Raw genomic sequence first — 23,943 nt, forward strand, 5'->3', positions numbered from 1 at the left:
GCTTCTTTATATGGGTCAAAAGATTGCTACTTTTTTTGTATATTGGTAAAATAAGTTCTTGGGTCTTACTTATTGTTATCGGTATAATGTTTGTCGCTTAACGTAAAGAAATTAGTTACAATGATTCCATAATATTTAAAGGGGGTACAGCAACGATCCCCTCTTTTTGGAGCCACTCACAAACGTAAAGCAAGAGAAGAGGCTATATGAACTATTCTTCTATCTTGTTTAGATTAAACGAGTTACTGCAATTGGAACAGGTATATGAAACTAGTCGACATCCTGATGGATCATGTTTCTCTAGCAATCTATCAATTCTGATGGAATTGATAGATTGCTAGAGAATGGAAAATGATTATCTGTATATTCCGAAGCAGATGTAACAGAGTGTCCTTCCATAATTAAGGGTAAAACCAAAATACGTTGTTTTAAAGAATGATTTGTTAGAACTGGTTATAAGTAATAAAACAGAAAAGAGGATCACATGTTAGATACTTTACAGAGAAGTAAAAAGTTTTTTTTATTATGTCTTATTTTTTTAGTGCTTTTAACTGCTTGTGGTAATACAGATGTTAAGACATCTAAAGCTTCATTACCACCGGCTGAATCTAATATAGATACATCATTAAAAGCACCAAATTGGGTAGAGAAGAGTCCTATCCAACAGTCTCCTAATTTTACGGAAGATAAAAAAGTAAAATCGGTTGTGAATTTACTAGCAACGGGTGATAATTTATATCATGACGCAGTAATTAAAGATGGCAAACAAAAAGACGGTTCATATGATTATAACTATATTTATGAAAATATCAAAAAAGCTGTTAAATCAAGTGATCTTGCTATCGTGAACCAGGAGACTCCAATTGCAGGAAATAATCTAAAAGTACAGGGATATCCGACTTTCAATACACCTGAAGAAGTAGGCCAATCTTTAGTGGACACTGGATTCAATATAGTGACTCAAGCGACAAATCATGCTATGGATATGGGTATTAAAGGTGTTGCGAATACAAGAGAATACTGGAAGAAATATCCGGATGTTATCCCAGTAGGCATTAATGAGAGTCAAAACGAGCGTAATGAAATAAAAACGATTACAAAAAATGGTATTCGCTTTGCGTTACTAAATTATACATATGGTACGAATGGAATTAAAATTCCGGCTGATAAGTCTTGGGCTTTAAATTTAATTGATAAAAAAGCGATACAAAATGATGTGGAAAAGGCAAAGAGTAGCTCTGATATGGTGATTGTTATGGTGCATTGGGGAGTAGAATATACATCTACACCTTCAAAGCAACAAAAAGAAGTTGCTCAATATTTAACAGATTTAGGTGTAGATGTAGTAATTGGAAATCATCCACATGTAATTCAACCAATTGAGTGGAAACAAAATAAAGATGGACATGAAACGCTAATCTATTATTCTCTTGGAAATCTTATTTCTGCGCAAGAAAAATTAGAAACATTGGTTGGAGGATTATCTTATGTACAATTTGTTGAGTATGAAGATAAAACTTTTGGTATACGACAAGCGGCAATCGTACCGACAGTAACCGACTACGCTGATGGTAAGAAACAATTTAAAATTCAATTTTTAAAAGATTATTCGGATGAAGAGTCTAAAAAACATGGAATTAAAAAATTTGTCGGCCCCGTTTCTTTGAAGGATTTCAAGGAGATTCCTAGAGACGTGTTGGGAAATTGGTATAAAGACTAATAAACAAAAAGGGAATGAGATACAATTAAAAAATTTATAATTTTAGCATTGGTATTGGCAATGGGATGGAGTCTTGCTGCTTGTAGTGGAAAGCAAACATCTCAGGAAACTACTAATAATAACGATAAAAATAAAAAAGAGATACATGCGAATAAAAAAGATGTTTTACCTATCTCTGATCCTAATGATTGGAGAATTATTCTTGTAAATAGAGAGCATATGTTATCAAAGGAACTAGGAATTGAATTAACAAGTATTACCCAAAATGCTAAGCCGAATATGAAAATAGATAGTAGAATTGCAACTTCCTATCAGGATATGGTAGCAGCTGCAAAAAAAGAGGGAATCAATCTTTATTTAAGATCAGGTTATCGAGCTATAAAATTACAACAAACGTATTATGATGCTTCAGTTAAAAGCTATAAATCTCAAGGTTTGTCGGACAAAGAAGCTAGTGCTAAAGCATTGGAATATCTTCAGTATCCTGGTGCAAGTGAACATCATACTGGATTAGCGTTAGACATTATTTCAGTTGAATGGCAGAATACTGTAGAAGATTTAAATGCAAAATTTGAAACTACCGATGCATTCAAATGGTTAGATAAGAATGCTGCAGAGTATGGATTTACTCTCCGCTATCCAAAAGATAAAGAGAATATTACTGGCATTAAGTATGAGCCATGGCACTATCGTTATGTAGGAAAAGAAGTTGCTGTTTATCTAAAAGAAAAAGGGTTAACTTTAGAAGAATATAACGAAAAAATTAAGTCTGGTAAGTAAAAATACACTTTGATTCTATTAAAAAGTCAGATTTGGAGGGTGTGTTAATCTTCCTCCTAGAATTGCGAAAACAGTGTATGATAATGTAAGCACGTATGAACCAGTTATCGTGTGAAACGATGTATGTATAAAAAAGTTACATTTATAAAAGAAGCAATGAAAAAGGATCTGATATTCATATCAGATCCTTTTTCATTCACAACATAGAATACTTACTTAACTAAGCCTTAAAGACTGCCTGCTTTTCAGGTACTACAATAGTAACCTCGCTTTTTTATTTTGGATGTTCGTTTTTCTTAGCTTGATAGACATGTGGAAGTAGTTCAAACAATGCGATTAGCATTTTTTTGTTTGCATGATTTGTGCACCGGATATTCACTATTGATTTCAGTTCAGTAATAACGAATTCTACAATAGATGACAGAACGTATATTTGGTATAATGGAAATATACTACTTAAAATAATGTACATGAGTTATAAAATCTATGTAAAGAGGTAAGGACTACATAACAATAACTAAATGTAAAAGTTCTAGTACATATAGGGTTCAGTTCATGTTAAGCAAATTCGTTATGAGAAAGGAAAAGATGTAATGAATCAAATTTCATTTGAAGATTTATTTGAAGACGAAAAAGAAGATAAAAAAGAAAAGGTAGAGGTAGCCGAAATACCTGCACCTTTATCAGCATTGCAAAAAGATATATTGGAATTAATGGATTCTGAAGAAATAAGTGCACTGGAGTTATGCGAACAATTAATACGATCTGGTAAAATATCAGATGAAAGATTTACAACGAATAAGCCAAAAGCATATGGACAAGTATGCTTAGCATTGGAAGGTTTTGTTACAGAAGGAAAGCTTACTTTTGTTAAAAACGATGAGAAAAGAGATAGGGTGTATAAAGTGAAAGAAGAAATTTCTAACATATAAGTTGTAAAGAGGGAAATGAATTATTTTTAGGGAGGTAGTTCATTTTCTACTTCTACATTAAAAAAGGTGCCAATCTTTCTTGATTGACACCTTTTTTAATAATCTAACATCTAACGTATTTACGTTTGAAACCAACTCTTCCTCTATCGACTTCTTTCTGAATACTTTCGGAAGCATTTAACAAACTGCTTTTTTTATTATCACGTTTTACTTCAACTATACCAACTTCTTTTGCAGTCTCGATTGCTTTTTCGTGTAGTGGCACATATGAAATTGCTACAGTATTTATAAAATTATTCATAGCAGATTTTGTTCGTTCTGGCGCAGCATGAATTGTATTTTTTACAATTTCAAGCATATCGGAAATTTTGCTTTCGACAAATTCATTGTCTTTGCGATTTCCTAAAAGCCAGCAGTAGCAACTCCAGCCCGCTGACATTCGTAGCTCATCCCCACTTGCAATCCATTTATCCGCAACGTCTTGGGCGATAGTTGACTCCGATAAAGTTACTGCTACCACATAATCAGATAGCATATAAAAATATGCCCCGTCCATCCAGTGATCAAAATCAGACTCATTCATAGCTTTTGGATCTGCAATAATGCCTGCAAAGTACATAGCATCGTAGTTACCTGTAGCATAAAGTTCCTCAGCTAACTCTTGATTTACTTTTATTTTCTTAGCGATTGGTTTCATAGCACCTGTAGCTACGCCAAAAACTGGCTCGTGTGCACCGTTAGAGATGTATGTTTTTTTCGTTCTTTCCTTACCAAGGGCTTCAAGCTCTTGCATGACTGTTTTAAAATCCATAGCTGTGCACTTCCTTCCTTAATATAAGTAATCATCTAGCTTATATATTTTCAATTCTAATACTAATCGTATGTGAGTAGGATGTCTACTTTCTATAATATTCCCGTATTAATTTTGAAAGCCTAGCTATTCATACTTATGAGGATACTATATTAATGTAAAGGGAGGGACAATACGGATGTAAATAATATTTTATCTTTGGCTCTTTCTCTGTATTATCATGTTATTTTATAATAAGGAAATAAATAGCATTTTAAATTAAGTATGTGAGGTTAGTTATAAATGATAAAGAAATTTACTAGAGTAGTATTAACTATGGTTATGCCAATCAGTCTTATTACAGGTTGTGGAGCTGCTGAAAAAACTGAAGCACAAAAGCCGAAAGGGGTACAAAAGGAGAAAAAGGACTATACGGATTACTCATATGGTAGCAAAGGTATACTAGTAAGCGGAAAAGCGAAAGAACGGCAACAATACGAGATTGGATATATAGATGATAACAAGTTAATTGGGATTGATGAAAATATTGAAGACTGCATTATTTTAGATAATAAAGATGAAGTAGGTCTCATTTGGAAACAAATAGAGCGTGGATCTATTATTGAAGTGCAATACGGTAAGGATCGCAATGATATTGTAGGCGTGCAATTCGTAGGAGATCGTGAGCCATACGAAATTAGTGATAAGTTTGATCGAAATACGATAAACGAAATTGTCGGACAAGTTAAAGGTAATTTGTAATAGTATATAATGTGAAAGAAATAGCATTTACTATAGCTATTAAAGTGTGGATCGTTGAAAATGCTTTTGACGGTATTGGTAATTAGTTGTAAAATAATTTTTGTTGACGGATTTTGTAAAAAGTATGTTAGATGAAATTCATTTGTAGGGATGACATATAAATATTTTCTTAATGGGCATAAAATAATATAATTTAAATATATAAATAAAAAGAAAATATATTAGAAGTACATAGTAGATTCGTATTTTTAAAATTAATATGACAACAAAAGGAGGTTGAGATATATACACGGCGAAAATGTGTGTATATCTATTTATAATAATGAATAAGACAATCAAACAACAAGTAATCGCACTATCAACAAGTCTAGTGATTTTAGGGAGTGTACCTTTATTAGCATCAGCAGAAGAGATAAACAAATCTCAAACTGATCAACTAAATATTGCTGAAGGAGAACATGGAACGAGCGGATTAAATTATTCTAATTTCAAGTTGGAAGTTCCTGATCATGTACAAGTTAACGAAGCAGAAGTATCTGAAAATGAAAAAATGCTTTTAGAAGAATATAAGCATAAACATGATGAAACAGAAGAATTAAACAAAATGAAAGATGCAAAGAAGGGGCAAGTAGCAGAAAAGGAAGCTATTTCAAATATTGAAAAGGCATTTGAATCTGTAGATGGTCGAAATGATGGATCTGATCGTCAAATGAAACCTGTTGCAAAGCCAAGAGGTATTCAATATAGTGCACCGAGTACGAAGAAATATGGAACACTTGCAGGAGTTCCATTTGTAGAGTGGATTGTTCCAGCAGGAAACTCTGATATTCGTCCTGCAAATCCGATGAAAGCACGTTACATTACAATCCATGAGACGGCAAATACGGCCGCTGGTGCTAATGCTGAAAATCATGCGAAATATTTGTATAAACAAGCAACAGAGGGGACGTTCCGAACAGCTTCATGGCATTTTACAGTAGACGATAAACAAATCTATCAGCACTTACCAACAAATGAAAACGGTTGGCATGCAGGAGATGGAGATGGATCAGGAAACAGGGAGTCTATCGGTATCGAGATTGCGGTTAACCAAGACGGTGATTACAATAAAGCTTTAGAAAACGCAAAACGACTTGCAGGTTATTTAATGAACAAAGAAGGAATTGGTGCAGATCATATTTACAAGCATCAACAATGGAGCGGGAAAAAATGTCCTGACATTTTAATTTCACGTGGTAATTGGGCTGGTTTCGTACAAGGAATTCAATGGTATGCAAATATAAATGCGCAGATTGATACGCCTTTACAAGATAAAAATGAATCATTTGATCCAAATGAAAATAATCCAGCTGAACCTAGCATGGAACTAGTGGTAAATGGTAGTGGCATCAATGTACGTAGTGATGCGGGTATTGAACATCGTGTTGTACGTAAAGCTTCAAACGGAGATCGTTACAAAGTATTAGCGGTTAAAAATGGTTGGTATAAAGTAGGTAATGGAGAATGGATTTTCTATGACCCAAGTTGGATTAAAATTAACTACAATGTACCTAAGGAAGAAGTACAAAAGCCTAAGGAAGAAGTACAAAAACCTAAGGAAGAAGTACAAAAACCAAAAGATGATATTACAGGTGGCTGGTTTGAAGGGCATATTCGTAAATTAAACAGTCTAGGTATTATGCAAGGCGAAGGCAATGGTGTATTTGCGCCATATCGAAATGTAACGAGAGCCGAGTTTGCGAAATTAATCTCGAATGCTCTTAAACTACCAGAGGGAAATAAATCATTTGTAGATATTAATGAGGCACATCCATCACTTCATGACGGTATTAAACGTTGTGCAAGTGCAGGAATTATTAATGGTCGTGGTGAAGGGATTTTTGATCCTAACTCACCAATTACTCGTGAAGAAGTATCTATTATGATTGACAAAGCATTACGATACAAAGGAATTACAGGTGAGTTAGTAGCATTACCATTTACAGATAAGCATTTAATAACATACAAAGAATCGGTTCAACGATTATACAGCTTAAAGGTAGTTAATGGTATTGGAAATAATGAGTTTGATCCTCGAGGCACAGCAACTCGTGGTCAGGCGGCTGCCTTTATTGTGAAGATGTTAGATTCAATGCAAAAATAAAATAAAACTTTAATCAGTGGGGCCACTCGCGTTGCAATCGAGCAGTTTATTCACCGAATTTTGAAATGAGAGTTTTACTGCCTGCAAATAGCAGAATAAATTGTATGTAGAAGCTGACATTGGTAGAAGTAAAAAATAAGAAGAATTTGAAAGGAGCTATCCAAAATAATAATTTGGAATAGCTCCTATTTAGTAGGAAGAACAAATTGTATTTCATAGATTGTAATGCAGAATGCCCTTCCAAGCCCCTCATAAGCCCCTACCAAGTAATAAATCACTCAGAAAAAACAAAAACAAACACAAAAACAACTACAAGAACAAAACAAGCACGAAAAAATGAAACCGGCGTTGTAGTAGTAAAAAAAATTGTAATTCGAATGCCAAAACCATTCCCGCATTCCTATTTTTATAATGAAGGATTAAAATCTTCTTATTTACTAGCAAAGAGTGGAGGGAAACATATGGCGGTATACCGTAATGTGCAGGTGAACTTTTGGCAAGATGAATTCATATTAGATTTAACGCCAGAGGAGCGTTATTTTTACATATATTTGTTAACTGGTACGAAAACGAAGCAATGTGGTATTTACATATTACCGAAGCGTGTGGCAGAGCTTGAAACAGGTTATAGTATGGAGACTGTTGAGAAGTTGCTAAACAGGTTTGTTGAGTATGGAAAGATTTTATATGATACGGAAACGAAAGAGGTATTCATAATAAACTGGTTACACTATAACCCTATTTCAAATACGAATGTAGAAAAGTGCGTATTACGTGAGTTAAAGACTGTAAAAAGTAATGAGTTCATACATATTTTTTTACGTAAATGCCTTGAAGAAGAATACACGATTCCATTATTATTGCAGCATTTTGGTATGCCAAAAGAAGAGGATAATAGTAGTTCACAAGTAGTTATTGAAGAGAAAGAAGAAGCGGAAGAGGTAGAACGTATAGAAGAGGACGTTCCAAATAGTGAAGTTTATAAGTTTTATGAACAAAATATTAGTAGTTTATCCCCATATATTGTGAAAGAATTGAAGAATTGGATACAAAGACTTTCTGGAGAGAAAGTGTTAGAGGCACTTAAAATTGCGTTTGAAAATAATAAGAAAACGTTAGCTTATGTGAAGGGGATTTTGAGGAATTGGTGTAGCAAAAAGTTAAAGGATTTTAGTGGGGAGAAGTGTGTAATGGGAAGTTTAGAGAGAAGGAAATGTATGTTGAGTAGTGTATTTTAATTTACATTAATTTAATGTAGAATGTACGTTCGTTTTTTGTGGGTTTTATGCTATACTACCATTAAATAAGGGTATTTTTATAATAGATAAAAAGATGCGGGGGGTACAAAGTTTGACTACTAGTACATCTGAGTTGTTTCAATATATTAATATGACAGAAGAACAGGAACAATTATCACTACGATATTTACAGACAAAAGAAGAAGAGATTTTAAAAGATATTGAACTAACGACGATTCGTGATCAAAAAAGAGGCGATTTTGCGGAGCGATTTATAAACGATTTTAGGAAAGTACATAAGCAAGATCCGGGTTTCTTTCGGTTATTTTATCATATACTCGAGGAGCAATTATTAAATGTTCTTGTAGTCCGTTTTGCGCATGTCAGTTTTTCTAAAATGAAGGTTTATTTAGAAAAAAGTGCACTACCTTTGGACAAACTTGTAGCAATTGCATGTAGGTATTTATCTAGTATTTCAAGTTACGTCAATGAAGCAGATGTTTTTCTTAGAGAGTTAACAAAAGAGAAACCGAACTATATAGAGGAACAATTACATACTTTACCAACTAAACAGCAATTAACATTACTTCTCGTAATGTTTGATGTAGAGTATGAAAAGTTTCGTACATATAGTTCTTTATTGAATGAGAGGTTAGAAGAACATACAGAATTTATATTGAAACTGCTAGGGGAAAAGGAAAAGGTTGAAGCAGTTAAACGGTATTTAAAAGGTGAAGATGATAGTGAAGTATTTATAGGTGGGAATTTACCGGAACATATTTGGCGGCTATTATTTTGTGTTCATAAACATTCGAATGTTGCGAGGCGATATATTGAAATATTGGCGAAGAAAAATGTTTGGGGTTTTATAAACTATGCAACACGTTATATGTGTCACACTCTTGGTCAGTCTCAAAACCACAAAAAAACTGGTAGTGTAAATAGAGAAACGTATGAAGAAATTCAAAGTTTTTGTACACAGTTTTGGATTTCTAAGGAAAGATTTTTTGCGCATCGTCTAAGGCAACATGATTTGAATAGTGAGGATTTTTGTAAGACGTATGAATATGAATTGCTATGCTTTATGTTGGAGGAAAATCCTGAATTTATTCAACAAACTTTGCAATATGTAAGTAAAATGAATTATCTCATCATCGCACGAACGCTAGCCGAAAAAGGATATGAGCTAAATAGAGGGAAAATGCGAGAAGAATTTTTTGTTGCTGCTTTGCAAATTAAATTGTCTACATTGCGGGATACATATTGTGATTATTTACTAGGGAAGTTGTCACTTGAGGATATAAAGCAAATACTTAAAAATCCGAAATATAGAAGTATGTATTGGGGTATGCCGGTGTTAGAGGTTGCGCTTCTTTGGGATATAGATGATGTAGCGAAAAGGGAAGCTGTACTTACACTACAGTTTGGAGATGATGATAGTGTTAATTTATACGAACTTCTTTACGAATGTTCTGTCAGAGGAGTAGAGCCGAAACAAGTATTAGAAGATCTGCTTTCGTATGGGTTAAGTAAGGAAAAACTTATCGCTTATGCAGTTGAAGAAGCTGCATGCTACAGTGAAGAGAGAAATAAGGCGAAGGAAGCGCTTCTTTGTGTAATTGTAAAAGAACAAGCATATATAATTGAACGGTTTGATGAGTATTCTGCTATGGCAAAAGCATATATTTTAGAAGAGTTAGCAAAGGATAACATGGTTAAAATGCGTCCGATTTTAATTAAAAGCTTAGGAGATTCATCTAAAAAAATGCGTGAGTCTGTAGTTAAACTGCTTTCAAAAGATGTAGAAGCTGCAGCAGATGTAGCAGTTGAACTTCATAATAAAAAGAAGATTGTTCGTGAAAATGTGATGAAAATACTAATAGAGTATAAGCTTGAAAAATATACGAAACTTGTACAGGAAGCTTTGCAAGAAAGTAAAAATGAATCTTTCGCAGGAAAATTCTCGTTTTTATTTCAAGCGGAGGAAGAAAAGATCGAAGAACTATGTGCACGTATTTTAACGGAACAAACAAGAAATTCACTTCTGCAATTGATTGGGGATGAGCCACAAATCAGTTTACGTGACTCTAATGAAATTGCTGATGCTACAATTCCGTTAGCCTATTTACAACAGTATATTTCAGATGCTGTTATTGAGAAGAAAGAAACGGCAGAAGTAATTGGTAGAGCTTTAAATGAAGAGGACTTAAAAGAATATGTGCAAACAATATATCAAATATGGATTTCTCAAGACGCAGATGTGAAGAAGCGTGGAATTCTTTCGTTATACGGAATGTATAGTGACGACAAAATGGTCGACATACTTATAAAGCAAATTGATGAATGGGTGCTTCAAATGAGAGGAAAGATAGCAGCGGATGCCGTTCGTGCTTTAGGTTTGTCTTCATCTAAGCTTGCACTTATGTCTATTCATGCAATAGCATTTAAATATAAACATAAGCAAGTACGTAATGCAGCAAAAGAAGCGCTAAGTCTTGCTGCGAAAACACGTGGTATAACAGAGGAAGAGCTGGAAGATCAATTGGTGCCAGACCTTGGCTTTACTATACATGGTGAAAAGATAATTGATTTCGGGAATCGAAGTTTTACTGTCATTTTAACTACAGAGTCAAAAATTGAATTAGAGACAGAGGAAGGAAAACGTATGAAGTCACTTCCAAAGCCGAATGCAAAAGATGATGTAGAAAAGGCTGAAGAGGCTAAAAAAGAATTAGCCTCTTTAAAGAAGGAACTCCGAACTACTCTTTCAATGCAAAAACAACGATTAGAAGCGGCACTTTCGTTAAAGCGTTATTGGTCACATAATGCATGGAAGTCTGTATTTATGGATAATCCAATTATGAAGCAATTTTCTATTTCACTCATTTGGGGTGAGTATAAGGAAGGGAAGTTGCTGAACGCATTCCGTTATGCAGAAGGTGGCGTGTTCTGTACAATTGACGGGAAGAGTTATGAACTTTCATTTGGCACTGTTATTGGTTTCGTTCATCCGTTAGAATTGTCTGGGGCGGAGAAGGAATTATGGAAAGAGCAATTAGAAAGTGCGGGAATTGTTCAGCCGTTCCTACAAATTGAGCGTCCAGTGTTTGTAGTAGAAGAGAATGATGAGAGTGCTATTGAGAGATTTGGTGGTATTTTACTAAATGGTCGTTCGTTATTCGGTAAGATGACGAAGCTTGGATGGATCCGTGGATCTGTTCAAGATGGCGGTGTGTATTATACATTTTACAAAGAAGATACTTGTAACGGATTAGGAGCGCAATTGTCATTTAGCGGAGCGCCGATTGGTTATGAAGATGAAGAAGATGTATGTGTATTTGACATTCAATTTTATAAAGCAGGTACAGTGAAGCGTGGTTCATATGAATACGATGAAATTGATGATGAAAGACGCATTGTACCAAAAGAAGTAGATAAACGCTTCTTTAGTGAAATGTTATATGATGTGCAAGTAGCGACAGGTGCAAATCTTGGGCATAATGAAAGTTGGCGTAGCAAACGATAAGAAAAACCCCCTTCATTGGTAGGAAAATGAAGGGGGTTTTTTTATGTTTTTAAAAGGTTCATTCTCAAAAAGAAGCGAATAGTGTGAGAAAGGGGTGGTTATATGGAGGTAGTTATAAAGAAGAAACGAAAAAGGGGAAGAAGAATTTTTATTTGGGCTAGTAGTATCGTTCTCTTGTTAGTTATTTCCGCTGCGATTTTTTTGAATATTTATACGCTGAAATCTATGCCAAAGATAGATGGAACGATAAAGCTAGAGGATTTACAACACGCTGTTACGGTGAAGCGGGATAGTAAAGGTATCCCGCATATTAAATCGGAAAATGCACATGATTTATATTTTTCACAAGGATATGTACAAGCGCAAGATCGGTTGTTTCAAATGGATTTAAGTAGAAGACAAGCTTCTGGTATGTTAAGTGAAGTTGTTGGGGAAGCAGCTGTTGACCGAGATAAATTGTTTCGAACACTCGGTTTACGGCGAGCTGCAGAAGCTTCAGTTAGTCAATATGATGGAGAAGCAAAATATGCCCTGCAGTCATTTGCTGATGGGGTGAACGCTTTTATACGTGAGGCAAAAGTGGAAAGGAAATTGCCGGTTGAGTTTACTATATTAGGTTATGAGCCTTCTGAATGGTCAATCGTGGATTCTTTAACAATTGGAAAGTATATGGCGTTTGACTTAGGAGGACATTGGCATAGACAGGCGTTTCGATATTGGGCGCTGAAAAACCTTCCGAAAGAGCAAGCAAATGAGCTATTTCCTAAATATCCGAAAGATGCTCCTAGATTGCTAGCTGAACTGAAAAATACAAATGTGGACGTAGCGCAAAGTTTTTCAAAAACGATAATTCCCCCGGAGTTTAACGGTAGTAATAACTGGGTTGTGAGCGGTGAGAAGAGTGCGTCAGGTAAGCCGATTTTAGCAGATGACCCTCATTTATCCCTTGCGACACCTTCTATATGGTATCAAACGAGACTTGAAATGAAAGATTTAAATGTGAGTGGCGTTATTTTCGCTGGAGTACCAGGTGTTATATTAGGCCACAATGACAAAATAGCGTGGGGCGTTACGAATACGGGGCCTGATGTGCAAGATTTATATATTGAGAAGAGAAATCCTAATAATGAAAATGAATTTCTGTATAACGATAAATGGGAGAAAGCTACGGTAGTTGATGAATCGATTAAAGTAAAAGGCGGGAAGACAATTCCTTATAACGTTACGATTACGAGGCATGGGCCAGTAATTTCAGAGTTTGCGGATAAGGGGAAGGAGAAAACGAAAACCGTCTTCTCTTTAAAGTGGACTGCTTTAGAACCGTCAGCTGAGCTAAAAGCTGTATTAAATATGAACAAAGCAAAAGACTGGACGGAGTTTGAAACCGCTCTTCAAGATTTCCATACACCAACGCAAAACTTTGTGTTTGCATCAAACGATGGCACGATTGCTTATAAAGCGAATGGAAATATACCAGTGCGTAAAAAAGGCGAGGGTAGCTTGCCTGTTCCAGGATGGACAGATGAATATGAATGGGAAGGATATATTCCATTTGATCAGCTGCCGAAAGTTATAAATCCGAAAGAAGGTTTTATTTCAACTGCGAATAATAAAATTGTTGATGATGATTATCCGTACCATATTAGCAATACGTGGGCACAGCCATATAGGCAAATGCGTATTCAAGAATTTTTGCAAGAGAAGGAAAAGTATACGGTGAAAGATTTAGAAGAGTTACAGATGGATCAAAAGAATTTATACGGGAAAGAGTTTACTCCTATATTTTTAAAAGAGTTAAATAAAGCATCTTTAAATGAGGTAGAGAAAGAAGGTGTAAACCAATTAACAAAGTGGAATTTTTACGATAGTAAAGATGAAGCGGCACCATTAATATTCCATTTATTAATGAAAGAGATTTCAAATACGTTATTTTCAAAAGAAATACCGAAAGATGTAATGGAGTTATTTAAAGGGAAGTCACAAGTTGTGGATGAATTAATCCGGAAACAAGTAGCAGGAGAAAATAGTGCATGGTTTTCTAAGTACGGAGGTTTCACAAAAGTTGTGCATACATCGTACGAGAATGTAATGAAGAAATTGCAGAAGGAATATGGACCCGATGTTGGGGCCTGGAAGTGGGGCGATTATCATCAACTCGCTTTTACACATCCAATTTCGAAATCATCTAGTATGTTAGCGTTACTCGCTTTTAATCGTGAGAAACCAGTTCCAATTGGCGGAAGTCAAGTTACCGTTCAAGCAGCGAGTTACGGCGATAACGGCATTGTAAATCACGGGGCTTCTTGGCGATTTGTTATTGATACGAAAGATATGTCAAACGGTTATCATATCGTAGGGCCAGGACAGTCGGGACATTTTAGAAGCGATTGGTATCATGATCAAATAGATGATTGGGTAAGTGGAACGTATCATACGACTACATTGAATACGGAGGGAATAGAGGGGAAGGTGCTAAATTTAGAACCGAAGTGATAGGGTGTTTTTGTTTGTGGAGGGACTAGTAATAATCTTTTTGATAATGAAAGCTTATCATTTAGAACATAACCCAGTTCTTAAATAATTTTAACAGCCAGCCTACTATCATTTAATTTGATAGTAGGCTGTTTCCATCTTCGAAATACGCTGTAGCAACTTCTTCAGGATTACGATTATTTCCACATGCTGCAAGTGCTGTAACAAATAAAGCCATTACAACTATTAACATGATTATTTCAGTTTTGAGGGGAATTAGTTAACAAAGACCAGGTATTATTTGCAACAGAACGGTCCCTCTGTACCCCTTGTTTCGTCATTTTTCTAGGCCATCCAACTTGACAAATGTTTTTTTATCAAACTACAATGAAAACCATTATCAATAATATAGGGAGGATACTTTTGTCAATAAATGAAAAACAATATATTTATAGGTTAATAACCAGATCTTGTTAAGTCGTATGTACTATTTTTAGTTTAGCGTTGCCCAGAATGTACACCAATTAATCTCGCGAATTACAAGAAAACTATTATTGAAATGAGGCGTGCATTGTGAAGTTGGACGTGAATGAGTTAGCAGAGTATCTTGCCAATAATCCTTTCCGAGTAGAAGGAGTATATCGTTATGCTAAAAATCCAGGTGTGCCTTGTGCTGAGTCTACAGATTCTTTCCCAGGATTTGTATTTCCACTTACAGGGAAGACGCAATTTAAATTTAATGGTACGCCGTATATCCTTTCCCCAGGAAAAGTTATACATGGGGGTGCAAAAATGACATTAGCCCATAAAATGCTTGGTGAAATAAACTGGGAATATATTCTTGTTTTATATCAGATAAGCAATTCAGAACGAGAAGACTCTTGCTTTACTCATCAGCATTTTGAATTATTAACAGGACAATCTCCTCGTCTTGTCGAATTACTTATGCGTCTTTGGGATGTGTATAATCAGCGTGGAGGCATTTCGATGCTTCAGACCGAAATGCTGTTTCGCGAAGCGTTGAATGAAGCTTTATTAAGTGTTGTCAATAGAGAAAACAACTATGAGTCGCATACTTTATTCGAACGAATATCTAGTTACGTTCGCAAATACTATTATAAAGATATTACAATACATACGCTTACAGAACAAAATAATGTTAATCGAAATCGTCTTTCTTACGTGTTTAGAAAGCATGCAGGTATGGGGCCAGCAGAATATGTATTGAACTATCGTATAAAGATGGCTCAAAAAATGTTATGTACAAGTGATGTGCCTGTACAACAAATTGCGCAGGCTGTTGGAATCGCAGACCCTTTTTATTTTAGTAGAGTTTTCAAGAAGCGAGTTGGCATTTCGCCTACTAAATATCGCGAGAAGTTCATCAATAATCCATACTAATGTCAACAGGGGTCCATTCTTATTTGAAAATCACTGTTCTATACTTATGGAGAGTTAAAGGAAACATTGGATTGAAAGAACTTTTATTGAAATCACTCCTTTGTACTATCTGAATGAAAAGTTCTGGCCGGAGCATTTTCTTTTTAAGCGTAATGACGACTTTTTTACTTAGATTATTGTAATATAGTGGAAGTTAAAAATGAGGAGGGATTATTATCCATTACCAACCTATTAAACTAAATGACGAGTTATCTAAAATTAACGATTATTGGTATCCACGAGTGATTGGTGAAATGAATGATGATCAAATTCAGCTTTTTAAAGCTAATGGAGATTTTATATGGCATGAGCATCCTAATACGGATAAGCTATTTATTGTGCTTGAAGGGGAGATGTTCATCGATTTCCGTGATGGACAGGTGAAAATTTCTAAGGGCGAGATGTTTATTGTCCCGAGAGGCGTTGAGCATAAACCTTTCACTGAAAAGGAATCCCACATCATGTTGGTAGAGCCTAAAAGGGAAATGGATTGATAATCGTAAAAAGATAAAAAAGGAGCGGAAATCCGTTCTTTTTTATTTATCTTACTATTTTTAGGAGCTTAGTATGAGTAAGATGTGAATAAAGGATGAATAGCATTTTTATCAATAAAAATTTATTTGGATTTTTTGTGGAATATATATGAAACGTTGTATAAAATAATCAAGAAAGCCAAAAATTATAGGGGGAAAGTTGTGAAGAAAAATAAGAGTTTAATAAGTTTTTTAGGAGTGTTTATTATGTTGTTTTCTTTTTGTTTTCAAGGAAATGTACAGGCAGATGTAAATACTGTTCAATCTGGAAAAATCAAATCAGGAAACGTAACAGTATGGGAAGTTGGAAATGTAGCGAAAGTATTAGCGGATGTGGAGCGCTTAAATTTAAATACAGTAAATGTACCGATTCAAGTGGATATCCCGAATGTGACTTCTACGAATATGGTAATTAATCAAGCGCAAAAGCAACAAGCTATTATTTTAATTCAAGAATTATTAAAGCGTAATATTCAAGTTATAGTGGAACCGTTCCCGTATATTCAGCAGGGGAATGTTGGAGAGACAGAATGGAACCCAAGTAACATTAATGATTTCTTCTGGAATTGGAAGACGGTTATTCTGCAAGATATTTTTAATTCCATTACAAGTAAATACAATGTGTATGGACTAAAGATTGCTTCTAATTTCGTGAATATGGAGTATGCAGAAGGATACTGGAGCGATACAATTGATTTTGTTCGTAATCAGTATAAAGGAAATGTTTTGTATCAAATGAACTGGTGGTTAACAGCAAGCTGGGACCCTTCTTATGAAGCGAAGTTTGAAGAGAAAATCAATCGCCCGTATTTAAAAAAGGTGGATATTGTTAGCATAGACAGTTGGTTTGAAGTTTCAGGAAAAAGAAATCCAACATATGAAGAAGTGAAGCAAAGTTTATTTGCGACAACAGTATATAATCGTGGGCAAAATGTTGTTCAGCAATTGGAACAATTACATAATGCAACAGGAAAGCCAGTTTACTTCGGTGGATTTAACGTTCCAGCACGTGAACTTGGATTACAAAATCCATGGAATCCAGATGTTTCAAATGTGTTTTCGAAGGATGTGCAATTAAATGGATGGCGTGCTTACCGCGATGTATTAGAACCGAAACCATATTTTAAAGGTTTTTCAATTTGGTTTATTGGCTCAAATGATAGTACACATGCGTATCAAATACATAGTAAAGAAGCAGAGGCAGTTATTAACGGGTGGTACCGAAAATAAATTTTATAAAATAGGTAAGTTTTAAAGTTTACTACATATATTTCTAGTGAAAGGCCTTTCACCATCTTATCACCTAGGGGGCAATCATAATGAAATTTTTGTCTTACCTTACAGTAATTTTGGTGATTCTTGGCGGTTTGAATTGGTTATTTGTAGCGTTAGATTACAATGTAGTTGAGAAATGGTTTGGTTCTATGCCGGCGCTTGTGGACACTATTTATTGGCTCATTGGTCTCTCTGCTATTTATCAAATTTTTGATCGGTTCTTTACGAACGATTAGCTATTATTCTTTCATTATTAGAGTGTTAAGTACGATTATGTACTTAACACTTTTTTATATGTCCATAAAAAAGTCTGCACTTGCAAGCGATTCCATCGCGTCTTGCGCCCTAATAATAGAAAACAAATTGACCGTATATTATATTTTAGGTTATAATTCAGAAAGTTTAAAAAAATAAAATGAGAAATAGGGAGGTTATGAGGGTAATGGAGAGAGTCTATAATTTTTCAGCAGGACCATCAATACTCCCTTTGCCAGTTTTAGAGAAAGTGCAAAAGGAGCTTTTAAATTATAACGGGACAGGCATGTCTATTATGGAAATGAGTCATCGATCTTCTTATTTTCAAAGTATTATAGAGGAAGCGAGTAACTTAATTCGTGAATTAATGAGCATCCCTGATGAGTATGAAGTTTTATTTTTACAAGGCGGTGCGTCATTACAATTCTCTATGATACCACTGAACTTAATGAATACGTATAAAAAAGCTGGATACGTACTAACTGGCTCATGGTCTAAAAAGGCACTACAAGAAGCCGAAAAAGTTGGGGAAGTACAAGTGATTGCTTCTTCCGAGCAAGAGAAGTTTACTACGATTCCTAAACTGGACGGTTTATTAAGTGATGAAAAACTAGATTATGTACATATTACAACGAATAATACAATTGAAGGGACAAAATATGTGGAAATTCCACATGTAGAAAGAGTGCCGCTCGTTGCGGATATGTCCTCAAATATTTTATCAGAGAGATATGATGTTTCGAAGTTTGGTCTTATATATGCGGGGGCGCAAAAGAATTTAGGACCTGCGGGCTTAACGATTGCTATTATAAAAAGAGATTTAATTGGGGGAGCAGATCGCTCTTGTCCGACAATGTTAAATTATGAAACTTACAGTAAAAATAACTCCTTATATAATACACCGCCATCCTTTAGTATTTACGTAACAAAACTTGTACTAGAGTGGTTGAAAGAGCAAGGCGGAGTATCTGCGATTGAAGAACAAAATAGAATGAAATCTTCACTTCTTTATCATTTTTTAGATGAATCTAAATTGTTTACTTCACCAGTTGATCCTGCGTATCGATCACTTATGAACATTCCATTTACAACACCGTCAGAAGAACTTAACAATGAGTTTTTACAAAAGGCGAAGGAACGCGGTTTCGTTACGCTAAAAGGACATCGCTCAGTCGGCGGTATGCGTGCAAGTATTTACAATGCGATGCCAGTGGAAGGTGTAAAACAATTAGTAGATTATATGAAGGAATTTGAGCTTGAGAATAGATAGGGAGATGGGAATATGTTTCGTGTTCAAACGTTAAATCAAATTGCAGAAAAAGGTTTACAAGTTTTTACTGAAGAACGTTATGAAGTAGGGGATAAAATCAATCACCCAGATGGGATTTTGCTTCGTAGCTACTCTTTACATCAAGAAGAGTTTTCAAAAGACTTAAAGGCGATTGCAAGAGCTGGCGCTGGTGTAAATAATATTCCTGTCGAGCGATGTACAGAAAAAGGAATTGTAGTATTTAACACGCCGGGGGCAAATGCAAACGCCGTAAAGGAACTCATTATTGCCAGTCTTATTATGTCTTCACGTAACATTATTAATGGTGTAAGTTGGACGAAAAACTTAGAAGGTGAAGAAGTACCACAGCTTGTTGAATCAGGAAAAAAACAATTTGTTGGATCAGAAATTGCAGGGAAACGTCTAGGTGTTATCGGACTTGGCGCAATCGGTGCTTTAGTTGCGAACGATGCGTTAGCGTTAGGGATGGATGTTATCGGATATGATCCTTATATTTCAGTTGAAACAGCTTGGCGTCTTTCTACACATGTGCAAAGAGCGTTTAGCCTTGATGAAATTTTTGCAACGTGTGATTATATTACACTGCATATTCCTCTTACGAATCAAACGAAGGGGATTATTGGGGAACATGCTGTAGAGAAGATGAAAAGAGGGATGCGTCTATTTAATTTCTCTAGAGGAGAACTTGTAGATGAAAAGGTTCTTCAAAAAGCATTAGAAGAAGATATTATTACACATTACGTAACGGACTTCCCGAATGAAAATGTAATAAAGATGAAAAATGTAACAGCGACGCCTCACCTTGGTGCATCTACGTCTGAATCAGAAGAAAATTGTGCAGTAATGGCAGCACGTCAATTACGTGAATATTTAGAGACAGGAAATATTCGTAATTCAGTAAACTATCCAAACGTCGAGCTTCCGTATATCGGAAAGAAACGTATTACAATTATGCATCAAAACGTTCCAAACATGGTAGGACAAATTACAGGATGTTTAGCAGAACATCATATAAATATTGCTGATATGATTAATCGTAGTAAACATTCTTGGGCATACACAATGATTGATATCGATAACGGAATTGATGATATAATAAAAGAGAATATTGTAGAAAATATAAGCAAAATTACAGGTGTTGTAGCCGTTCGAATGATTGTGTAAAGGAGAGAGGAATGTGGCAAAAATACGACCGTTTCGGGCCATTCGTCCAGTAGAGGAAAAAGCAGCACAAGTTGCAGCTTTACCGTATGACGTATTAAATAGTGAAGAGGCAAGGGAAGTTGTAAAAGGGAATCCATATTCTTTCTTGCATGTTGATAAAGCAGAAATTGATTTAGATCCTGAACTGTCACCGTATGATGATCGGGTGTATGAAAAAGCGGGCGACAATTTAAAGCAATTTATACGAGAAGAAGTGTTCATACAAGATGAAGAGCCAGCGCTATATATTTATGAACTGACGATGCAAGGAAGAACGCAGTCAGGCCTTGTCGTTTGTACATCTATTGATGAATACGAAGATGATACAATTAAAAAACATGAAAGAACACGTCATGAAAAAGAGCTAGATCGTATTCGCCACGTAGATGTGTGTGACGCAAATACAGGTCCGATTTTTTTAACGTACCGTACAAAAGATGAAGTAAAGCATTTAATTAGGAGCTGGAAAGAAGAACATACGCCAATTTATACATTTACAGCAGAAGACGGTGTTAAGCATGTTGTGTGGAAGATTGTAGATGAAGATGTAATTACGACTTTAGTAAACGCATTTGAAGATATTCCTAATCTTTATATTGCAGACGGGCATCACCGTTCTGCATCAGCTGCAAAAGTAGGACTTATGCGAAGAGAACAATATCCAAATTACACAGGAGAAGAGGAATTTAATTTCTTCTTATCGGTTCTATTCCCTCATGATGAATTATCGATTTGGGATTATAACCGAGTTGTGAAAGATTTAAATGGCTTATCAGAGGAACAGTTTTTAAATCAAATTACGCAGTACTTTTATGTAGAAGAAGCAACTGTTTCTCCGTATAAACCAAATGAGCCCAAATCATTTGGTATGTATGTAAATAAGAAGTGGTATAAGCTTACTGTGAAAGAGGAAACGTTTGATGCGAATGATCTTGTTAGAGGTTTAGATGTATCTATCCTGCAAGATCACTTATTAAGCCAAGTGCTTGAAATACATGATCCGCGATCTGATTCACGCATCGACTTTGTCGGAGGAATCCGTGGATTAGAAGAACTAGAACGTCTTGTAAATAGCGGTGAATATAAAGTGGCGTTTTCACTATATCCGACATCAATGGAAGCTTTATTAGCAATCGCAGACGCTGGAGAAGTTATGCCGCCAAAATCAACGTGGTTTGAACCGAAACTGCGTAGTGGGTTGTTTGTTCATTCTTTAAAGTAAATAGACTTCTTTAGTTAGAAAAACCGAAATGATTTTTAGTTTCGGTTTTTCATATTTTACAAGTGTTTTTGAGGAGGGGGATTAATGAAATTGCAAGTAGGCGCAAAAATCACCTTTGAACGAACTTTTACGAAAGAGGATGTTGCGTTATTTACAGAAGTATCGAAAGATGAAGGTGTTCATCATGTTAAACCAGATGAGCAGGGAAGATTTGTTGTACAAGGGCTGTTAACATCAACATTGCCTACAAAAATTGGCGGTGATTATAACGTACTAGCTCGCAAAATGGATTTTGAATTTTTACGTCCTGTTTTTAGCGGTGATACGATTCGTTGTGACGTAACTATTGAACAATTTGAGCCTGATGAAAAAAATCGTACAAAAATTATTGCGACGTTTATATGTAGGAATCAACTTGAAAAGGAAGTTATGAAGGGGAATTTTTCGGGGATTATTCTTTAATTAGTAAGAAAAGAAATGAATAGGTGGGGGCATGATGTCTCTAGGGCGTAGATTTTTAATTCCCCCATGAAGAAAATTTTATGCATTGCTGAATACTGATAATATACTCTGTTCATTTTTAACTTGAATAAACTCGTCAACAAAAAGGACATTCCTAGTATTACAAGAAATGTCCTTTCCACTAAATTATAAGGTATTTTGCTGAAATTCAAACTCTAAAATTAGTTTACTAGTTTGACCTGTAAACTGATAATTATAGGATCCTCTCAGGTTTTCTAAGTTACCGGTAGCTTTAATAATTGTTCCTGGGGAATCTAAATTTCCTTTATCAAATATTCCTTGCTCTAGAGCTGTAAATGTCCCTTGTTGCCCCTTATAAATCCCTTCAAAGTGTAAAAATCCAGAAATTTTAGCAGTAGCTAAGTGACCATCATTTATATTTGAGTCTAAATAATATAATAAGTATTCAACAAAAGCCTTTCCTTTTAATTCCCCATCAATATCATATTCGACATGAGCAATATTAATAGGGAAATCTTTTTTATTATCATCGATTGGTTTTTCATCCCACGTACTTACTGTAAATGTTACTTCCATACACGTAATCTCCCTCCAATTATATACTTTAAAAAGTACCAATTCACAGACATATCTCATAGGAGTGTTTTTATTCATTCCACGCCACTTTCCAAAATAGAGAAAGATCCATTTTCACAATTAATTTCTGCCATTGCACCGTAAGGTAAAATAAACTTCGGTTCAGTATGGCCAAAATTTAAATTATAAAGAATCGGCAAATCTTCTAAGTTATGTTCCTTCATAACCTGTAATATTTCCTGTTTATATTCTTCATAGTATTGTTCATCTTTCGGTTTACCAAAAATGATTCCTTTTGCTTTTTGCAGAATACCTTGTGCTGCATAATTTCGTAACCAATATTTTATATAACTTGGTTCTGGATGATCTTCAGAAGTTTCAAAGAAGAGAATACTATTCTCCCAATGTTTTTTCTCAGGCCAAAGTTCCGTTCCTTTTGCAAATTCCAATACTTCAATACAACCACCAATTAAGCGCCCCTGTACAGTGGTAGAGCCTTGAAGTAGCTCATATCCATTGTTTTGCTGCATCGTACGTCTTGTATCCTTATTTATTTCAATCCATTCTAAATGCTCACTTGTCCATTCATGAGCTGGTTGAATCTCTCCAATCGTTTCATTTGAAAAGAGAGTACGATTTACCATTTCAATTGTATATGGATCCATCTCTACATTTTCGGCAAAGTCGGTCAAAATTGCTGGACCGTATAAAGAGGAAAGCCCTGCTTTATGGCAAAATAAATGTGAAATAGTAACGTCAGAGTACCCCATAAAAATTTTCGGGTTTTCGCGTATCACATTAAAATCTATATAGGGAAGTAACCGGATGCTATCTTCACCGCCAATATTCGCGATAATTGCTTTCACGCGTGTATCTTTAAATGCTGTCATTATATCTTCCGCACGATCCTCTGGATTGTTATAAAGGTATTCGCTACCTTTTAAGCTATTTGGCATTGGGATAACCGTAAGACTAAAAACTTCTTCTAATCTTTTTACTCCTTGTTCATATCGCCATCTTATTTCAGAATCACCTGCACCGCCCCATGAAGGACTTACTGTTGCTACGATATCTCCTGGCTGTAATCTCTTTGGCTTTATTAACATATGAATCCCGCTCCTATATAATTTAATGAACTACGGTTATACAAACCGTAGAGTTGAAGAACATTGTACATGACATTAGTTTCTCCGCCTTCAATAAGTTCACCTGCTGTAATTTGAGAATTTAGTATTAGTGCTGAATATAGGAATAATCTACAAATATTTTTTGCTAAAATTTATATTTGAAAATCACAGTATG

At 35.2% G+C, this 23,943-nt stretch carries 19 protein-coding genes; 16 read left to right on the top strand and 3 right to left on the bottom strand.

Annotation, left to right across the window (positions count from 1 at the left end; all coding sequences use genetic code 11):
* The first annotated feature begins 484 nt into the window (after positions 1–484).
* From MRP26_RS18725 to MRP26_RS18735, 3 genes are all read left to right on the top strand, one after another.
* Positions 485–1,720, top strand: a complete 1,236-nt coding sequence (locus MRP26_RS18725) for a CapA family protein (RefSeq protein WP_000887596.1) — start codon at positions 485–487, stop codon at positions 1,718–1,720.
* 48 nt (positions 1,721–1,768) lie between these two features.
* A complete protein-coding gene (locus MRP26_RS18730) occupies positions 1,769–2,500 on the top strand; it encodes a M15 family metallopeptidase (protein WP_000241993.1) in 732 nt (243 codons plus the stop codon).
* 593 nt (positions 2,501–3,093) lie between these two features.
* Positions 3,094–3,432, top strand: a complete 339-nt coding sequence (locus MRP26_RS18735) for a DUF3895 domain-containing protein (RefSeq protein WP_001071898.1) — start codon at positions 3,094–3,096, stop codon at positions 3,430–3,432.
* Positions 3,433–3,535: 103 nt separating this feature from the next.
* Here the strand turns inward: MRP26_RS18735 and MRP26_RS18740 are convergent, their stop codons facing one another.
* A complete protein-coding gene (locus MRP26_RS18740) occupies positions 3,536–4,243 on the bottom strand; it encodes a DNA alkylation repair protein (protein ID WP_197241123.1) in 708 nt (235 codons plus the stop codon).
* 282 nt (positions 4,244–4,525) lie between these two features.
* Here MRP26_RS18740 and MRP26_RS18745 point away from each other — a divergent pair, with 282 nt between their 5' ends.
* The 13 genes from MRP26_RS18745 to MRP26_RS18805 all read left to right on the top strand — a co-directional run bounded on the left by MRP26_RS18745 (position 4,526) and on the right by MRP26_RS18805 (position 22,044).
* Positions 4,526–4,984, top strand: coding sequence for a hypothetical protein (locus MRP26_RS18745; RefSeq protein WP_000591650.1), 459 nt, complete (start codon positions 4,526–4,528; stop codon positions 4,982–4,984).
* Positions 4,985–5,306: 322 nt separating this feature from the next.
* Positions 5,307–7,127, top strand: a complete 1,821-nt coding sequence (locus MRP26_RS18750) for an S-layer homology domain-containing protein (RefSeq protein ID WP_197241122.1) — start codon at positions 5,307–5,309, stop codon at positions 7,125–7,127.
* Positions 7,128–7,588: 461 nt separating this feature from the next.
* Complete coding sequence (locus MRP26_RS18755) at positions 7,589–8,365, top strand: DnaD domain-containing protein (RefSeq protein WP_098126809.1); 777 nt, start codon at positions 7,589–7,591, stop codon at positions 8,363–8,365.
* Positions 8,366–8,477: 112 nt separating this feature from the next.
* A complete protein-coding gene (locus tag MRP26_RS18760) occupies positions 8,478–11,891 on the top strand; it encodes a DUF4132 domain-containing protein (protein ID WP_197241121.1) in 3,414 nt (1,137 codons plus the stop codon).
* Between the two features lie 102 nt (positions 11,892–11,993).
* Positions 11,994–14,384, top strand: coding sequence for a penicillin acylase family protein (locus MRP26_RS18765; protein ID WP_197241119.1), 2,391 nt, complete (start codon positions 11,994–11,996; stop codon positions 14,382–14,384).
* A gap of 552 nt (positions 14,385–14,936) precedes the next feature.
* A complete protein-coding gene (locus MRP26_RS18770) occupies positions 14,937–15,764 on the top strand; it encodes a helix-turn-helix transcriptional regulator (RefSeq protein WP_242806558.1) in 828 nt (275 codons plus the stop codon).
* Between the two features lie 293 nt (positions 15,765–16,057).
* Entirely contained in the window at positions 16,058–16,297 is a 240-nt protein-coding gene (locus MRP26_RS18775) for a cupin domain-containing protein (protein WP_000997182.1), read from the top strand.
* Between the two features lie 201 nt (positions 16,298–16,498).
* Positions 16,499–17,566 carry a glycoside hydrolase family 113 gene (locus MRP26_RS18780; RefSeq protein ID WP_197241649.1) on the top strand — a complete coding sequence of 356 codons (1,068 nt, stop codon included), beginning with the start codon at positions 16,499–16,501 and terminating at the stop codon, positions 17,564–17,566.
* Positions 17,567–17,655: 89 nt separating this feature from the next.
* Positions 17,656–17,847: a DUF378 domain-containing protein gene (locus MRP26_RS18785; RefSeq protein ID WP_000670804.1), complete on the top strand. Its 192-nt coding sequence runs from the start codon at positions 17,656–17,658 to the stop codon at positions 17,845–17,847.
* A 206-nt stretch (positions 17,848–18,053) separates the two neighbouring features.
* Complete coding sequence (gene serC, locus MRP26_RS18790) at positions 18,054–19,136, top strand: 3-phosphoserine/phosphohydroxythreonine transaminase (RefSeq protein WP_098126796.1); 1,083 nt, start codon at positions 18,054–18,056, stop codon at positions 19,134–19,136.
* Between the two features lie 12 nt (positions 19,137–19,148).
* Entirely contained in the window at positions 19,149–20,321 is a 1,173-nt protein-coding gene (locus MRP26_RS18795) for a 3-phosphoglycerate dehydrogenase family protein (RefSeq protein ID WP_000490222.1), read from the top strand.
* Positions 20,322–20,334: 13 nt separating this feature from the next.
* A complete protein-coding gene (locus tag MRP26_RS18800) occupies positions 20,335–21,582 on the top strand; it encodes a DUF1015 domain-containing protein (RefSeq protein WP_071731906.1) in 1,248 nt (415 codons plus the stop codon).
* A gap of 84 nt (positions 21,583–21,666) precedes the next feature.
* Positions 21,667–22,044, top strand: a complete 378-nt coding sequence (locus MRP26_RS18805) for a MaoC family dehydratase (RefSeq protein ID WP_071731907.1) — start codon at positions 21,667–21,669, stop codon at positions 22,042–22,044.
* Positions 22,045–22,230: 186 nt separating this feature from the next.
* On the opposite strand, the gene MRP26_RS18810 is transcribed toward MRP26_RS18805, so the two are convergent.
* Both MRP26_RS18810 and MRP26_RS18815 read right to left on the bottom strand, forming a co-directional pair.
* A complete protein-coding gene (locus tag MRP26_RS18810) occupies positions 22,231–22,641 on the bottom strand; it encodes a DUF3224 domain-containing protein (protein ID WP_197241650.1) in 411 nt (136 codons plus the stop codon).
* Between the two features lie 74 nt (positions 22,642–22,715).
* Positions 22,716–23,747, bottom strand: coding sequence for a S66 family peptidase (locus MRP26_RS18815; RefSeq protein ID WP_023522478.1), 1,032 nt, complete (start codon positions 23,745–23,747; stop codon positions 22,716–22,718).
* Between the last annotated feature and the right edge of the window lie 196 nt (positions 23,748–23,943).

Origin of the sequence: Bacillus sp. CCB-MMP212 (genome assembly GCF_022748145.1) — a bacterium.
GTDB classification, from domain to species: Bacteria; Bacillota; Bacilli; order Bacillales; family Bacillaceae_G; genus Bacillus_A; species Bacillus_A cereus.

Excerpts from the sequence above, each read along its gene's own strand:
- MRP26_RS18725 (WP_000887596.1), top strand. The coding sequence starts at position 485 with ATGTTAGATACTTTACAGAGAAGTAAAAAGTTTTTTTTATTATGTCTT.
- MRP26_RS18735 (WP_001071898.1), top strand. The coding sequence starts at position 3,094 with ATGAATCAAATTTCATTTGAAGATTTATTTGAAGACGAAAAAGAAGAT.
- MRP26_RS18740 (WP_197241123.1), bottom strand. The coding sequence starts at position 4,243 with ATGGATTTTAAAACAGTCATGCAAGAGCTTGAAGCCCTTGGTAAGGAA.
- MRP26_RS18745 (WP_000591650.1), top strand. The coding sequence starts at position 4,526 with ATGATAAAGAAATTTACTAGAGTAGTATTAACTATGGTTATGCCAATC.
- MRP26_RS18750 (WP_197241122.1), top strand. The coding sequence starts at position 5,307 with ATGAATAAGACAATCAAACAACAAGTAATCGCACTATCAACAAGTCTA.
- MRP26_RS18755 (WP_098126809.1), top strand. The coding sequence starts at position 7,589 with ATGGCGGTATACCGTAATGTGCAGGTGAACTTTTGGCAAGATGAATTC.
- MRP26_RS18765 (WP_197241119.1), top strand. The coding sequence starts at position 11,994 with ATGGAGGTAGTTATAAAGAAGAAACGAAAAAGGGGAAGAAGAATTTTT.
- MRP26_RS18775 (WP_000997182.1), top strand. The coding sequence starts at position 16,058 with ATGAATGATGATCAAATTCAGCTTTTTAAAGCTAATGGAGATTTTATA.
- MRP26_RS18785 (WP_000670804.1), top strand. The coding sequence starts at position 17,656 with ATGAAATTTTTGTCTTACCTTACAGTAATTTTGGTGATTCTTGGCGGT.
- serC (WP_098126796.1), top strand. The coding sequence starts at position 18,054 with ATGGAGAGAGTCTATAATTTTTCAGCAGGACCATCAATACTCCCTTTG.
- MRP26_RS18795 (WP_000490222.1), top strand. The coding sequence starts at position 19,149 with ATGTTTCGTGTTCAAACGTTAAATCAAATTGCAGAAAAAGGTTTACAA.
- MRP26_RS18805 (WP_071731907.1), top strand. The coding sequence starts at position 21,667 with ATGAAATTGCAAGTAGGCGCAAAAATCACCTTTGAACGAACTTTTACG.
- MRP26_RS18810 (WP_197241650.1), bottom strand. The coding sequence starts at position 22,641 with ATGGAAGTAACATTTACAGTAAGTACGTGGGATGAAAAACCAATCGAT.
- MRP26_RS18815 (WP_023522478.1), bottom strand. The coding sequence starts at position 23,747 with ATGTTAATAAAGCCAAAGAGATTACAGCCAGGAGATATCGTAGCAACA.